The 3954-nt window shown below is 39.6% G+C and carries 3 protein-coding genes; 1 reads left to right on the top strand and 2 read right to left on the bottom strand.

What is annotated here, in order from left to right; all coding sequences use genetic code 11:
* Positions 1–787: 787 nt before the first annotated feature.
* Positions 788–1126: a photosystem II reaction center protein Psb28 gene (gene psb28 / locus O9290_RS13630; RefSeq protein WP_288055106.1), complete on the top strand. Its 339-nt coding sequence runs from the start codon at positions 788–790 to the stop codon at positions 1124–1126.
* Positions 1127–1444: 318 nt separating this feature from the next.
* Here psb28 and O9290_RS13625 read toward each other — a convergent pair whose 3' ends face one another.
* Positions 1445–2530 carry an alanine/ornithine racemase family PLP-dependent enzyme gene (locus O9290_RS13625; protein ID WP_002762913.1) on the bottom strand — a complete coding sequence of 362 codons (1086 nt, stop codon included), beginning with the start codon at positions 2528–2530 and terminating at the stop codon, positions 1445–1447.
* 4 nt (positions 2531–2534) lie between these two features.
* On the bottom strand, positions 2535–3695 hold the full coding sequence (locus O9290_RS13620) for an N-acetyltransferase DgcN family protein (RefSeq protein WP_353852138.1): 1161 nt from the start codon (positions 3693–3695) through the stop codon (positions 2535–2537).
* Positions 3696–3954: the final 259 nt, after the last annotated feature.

Here is a 3954-nt window from a genome sequence, read left to right as displayed (position 1 = left end):
AAAATAAGCATAAAATTGCATAAAATAACCAAATAGAGCATTTAATTGATTAATGCTCATTCTTAATTCTCCTGACTACTGACTACTGGCTCGGAGACTCCTCACCTAAAGGAAGATTTTTGATTTTTGCAAGAGGTCTATAGCGTGCTAACAGACTTAAAAAACATGGGCTGTAAAAGATTACTTTTGCAATTAGCTTTGACAAATCTCAACCTAGTCTAGATCAGAAGCGGGAACAATGGCAACAATTTAATTTAGTCCGACTATGATCGTACAACTTTTATACAAAGACTTGTGTGATTTGACGCAGTAAAAGAAGTATTTAAGGACACAAGTAAGCTAAAACACGCGTAATACTAAATCCGTTGAGTATAGGTTACTTATGAGGAGAGGCACTCATGCAAGAGGCACTCATGCAAAAGGGGGAATAAATAATCAGTTTTTAATACCCAGATTTGGTACAATTAGGGCTGGCTGAATAAATCTAAAAACTTTGCTGGATAAGACTTTTAGACTTTTTTGAAATCCAAAAGTACCAGATATGGGAGTGATCAGGGGGAAATTCAGGTACTTTTTCCCTGCTCCCCGCTCCCTGCTCCCCACTCCCCACTCTCCTATACCTTTTAAATAGGATTTAGTATGACTAATGGATAGGCCTGCTACGAATAAGGAAAAATGATATTGGTATTGATATTTTGAGCTTATGCTGTCCCATCTGCTTTTTACTTGCGACTTGGTGTGAGATGATCTAGAAATGTGTATTTCATGACAAGGATAAAGAAAAGTAATGGCAGAAATTCAGTTTTCCAAGGGGTTAAAAGAACCTGTTGTTCCCGATATCCGCTTAAGTCGCACTAAAACGGGAGAAAAGGGATCGGCAAAATTTTATTTTGATCAACCGACTATCCTCGGAGATCAACAAACCGAGGAAATCACGGGGATGTATCTCATTGATGAGGAGGGGGAAATAGTCACCAGGGAAGTAAAAGGCAAATTTATCAACGGTAAACCCACGGCGATCGAAGCTACGGTTATTTTCAATTCTCCCGCAGAGTGGGATCGTTTTATGCGTTTTATGGAGCGTTACGGTAGCGAAAACGGTCTAGAATTTACTAAATCTTCCTGATTTGGCCCTTAGCTTTCGGCAATTTGTCAAAAAACCCGCATTCGGGATCGATGCGGGTAGAGGTGAAAAATCAGAGGAAAAACCTATTTAGGGTCTGCTGAATAAATCTAAAAACCTTGTTGGATAAGACTTTTGGACTTTTTTCCCCTCAAAAAGTGCCAGCCATTGCGGGGATCGGGGGAAAATTCAGGTACTTTTTCCCTGAAAATTAGGTAGTTGACCACCTCAAAACTGGTAAAACCCCACACCCCACACCCCACACCCCACACCCAGCCACCACCGAAAAACTTTTTGCCGCAAACCCTATTTATTCATCGATCAAGACAGTTGTGCTACTGCATTGAGAGCATAACTTTTAGTAATAAAAGGAGAAGTCATGGCTGTTAAAAGTCCTCCGTAATCAAGATTAAAACTGACTTCGCTTCCTACTTTTAACCTCTTGTTATGACTATCAAGAACTAGATGATCGCTACTAGAACCTAATATTTTTATCTCCTGACTTGTTTGTAATCCAGAGATAAGAATATCCTGTCTTCCTAATGCAATAATAACTCGACGGTGAATGCCTTGGTCGATAAAGCTGGGAACATTACCAAAAGCATCTCGACCAATTTCTCCAGAGGGTAGAGATGGTTTATCTTTGGATTCGATTACTTCAGCAATTAACCGAAAAGCATCGGTATATAAGCCAGGTATCACTTGTCGATTAACTGTTTCACAACCTAATAAAATTGATTCTCCTAAACGCAGATTATTAATCCGACCAACTTCGCTACTTTTTTGATACCATTGATAGTTAGCAGAATTGCCTCCTGAAATAATCGGTAATTTTATTAAAAATTCCTGCTCAATTGTATCTGTTAACACAGATAATTTGCTCATATTATGGCTATCAGGTTTAATACCTCCATAACAAGCCAAATTACAACCCAGTCCAATAATTTTGATAAAGGGAAAAGCGAGGGTCTTTTTGATGAACTTGACCAGATCTTTCGGCAGTACACCTTCGCGTAAATCCCCTAACTCCGTCATGATAATAATGCGGTGTATTTTTTGCTTTTCTTGAGCATAATAGGAAAGTTCCTGAATTGTTGCTAATTCGGTATTTAAGCTGATATCTGCAATGTTAACCACTGATTCTGCTTGACTCAAGGCAGTACGCAACAGAACAAAAGTTGTCACTATTCCTGCTTGTTTCATTTTGAGAATATTTTCGATTCGAGAGTCAGCGATAAAGTTGACTCCACCTTGAATCATCGCCAAGGCGATCGAGGGATCACCCAAAATCGCTTTGGAAACTCCCATCACAGAAAGTCCCTTGCTACCGTAGAATTGGCAGAGTAAACGAGCATTATGGCGTATTTTCGGGAGAGAAATCTCGATTCTGGGTAAAAGGTCTTTCATCAGCCTATTTGCTCCCAATTGCGGGAATTGCAGCTAAAATTTCCCCTTTGATTTTCCGGTTTAATTTCGGAAAGCGATCGCATAAAGCTTGGACTAATTTCTCACATCCGTGTAACAAAACATCAGTAGTCGGTAACTGAAAATCTCGCTCATATTTGGCAATAATACGCTCAGTGGCTGCCGTGGTGAGATTTTCGTGATTAATCGCAATAGCGATAACTTTAGCGGGAGAAATTGCCTCAATTAGTGAAATTTCTTCCTGTAATTTTGGCATGGCTAAATGAGGAAAATCACAGCGAAATTTTCGGGCTGGGGGATGTTGTAAAATAATCCCATCGGGCCTACTTCCTTTCAAAATTCCCAGGGAACTCATAAAAGCAGGATGACTCAGAGAACTTTGTCCTTCCACTAAAATAATATCGGGTTTTTCTTGCTCAAAAGCTTGAACCACAGCATTTTCAATTTCACCGATGACAAATTGAGAAACCAAAGCATCGATCGAAACCCCATATTTTGCTCCCTGCATCAAGCTAGTTTGTCCAGTAGCGACTAAGACAGACTTAATACCCAAGCCTTGGAGAGTTTGATTAACTGCCACCGCAGTGGTCATTTTTCCGCAAGCACAATCGGTTCCTAAAAAGGCAATAACGGGTATATTTACTTGGGAAATTTGCCCAGTAAATACATGAAGATCAGCTAATTGTGGTGGTTTACGAATGTCTGTAATTTGCACACCATACTGACTAGCTTGCTCCCTAAATTCTAAATCCTCGGAGAAGAATTGATGCAAACCATTAATAATCTCCATTCCTTGTGCCATTGCTTCTAAAATTAGCAGCCTTTCTAGGGGGGGAATAAACGCTTCTAAGGGTGCTTTGCCGTAGATATAACAATTGGGAACATCTCTAAGTTTTTCTAAGGCTGTTTGTAAATTGGCAAAAATGGGAATATGATTTTTTTTGTCTCCTAATGCTTCTCCCGCATCTTTTCCCGCTAAGGAACTATCCAGCACTCCAACAATTGTATATATTTCTGATTGTCTGATCAAGCCAGCTGCCGTTTTTCCGTCCACACGTCCAAACTGATTTTCACAGTAAATTAAAGCCGTTTTTTTCGTTGATACCACTTTCTTAATCTCCTGAATATTAGATAATTGAAATTTCACTCCTAACTCCCAGTAAGTAGGGAGGCACAATTATTTGTAGGATGGGTTAGCGGTAGCGTAACATTAGCGGGCGTTGGGTTTCATGCTTCAACCCAACCTACGTTCATCTTATATTTAAGGCTCTTCGGTTTGTGTTATGCAATGGACGGGGGTTATAAGGGATGGAACCCTTATATAGAAAGGCATTTAGCGATTTTTGTCAATTATTTCTTATCTAGAGCGAACTAATCAATTAAGTCTCTTGCCAGATAAGGATTTA

Source organism: Microcystis sp. LE19-41.2A, assembly GCF_027530405.1.
Lineage (GTDB): Bacteria > Cyanobacteriota > Cyanobacteriia > Cyanobacteriales > Microcystaceae > Microcystis > Microcystis aeruginosa.
The sequence above is the reverse complement of the archived record's forward strand: the minus strand, read 5'-3'. Positions and strand labels throughout refer to the sequence as shown.

Excerpts from the sequence above, each read along its gene's own strand:
- psb28 (WP_288055106.1), top strand. The coding sequence starts at position 788 with ATGGCAGAAATTCAGTTTTCCAAGGGGTTAAAAGAACCTGTTGTTCCC.
- O9290_RS13625 (WP_002762913.1), bottom strand. The coding sequence starts at position 2,530 with ATGAAAGACCTTTTACCCAGAATCGAGATTTCTCTCCCGAAAATACGC.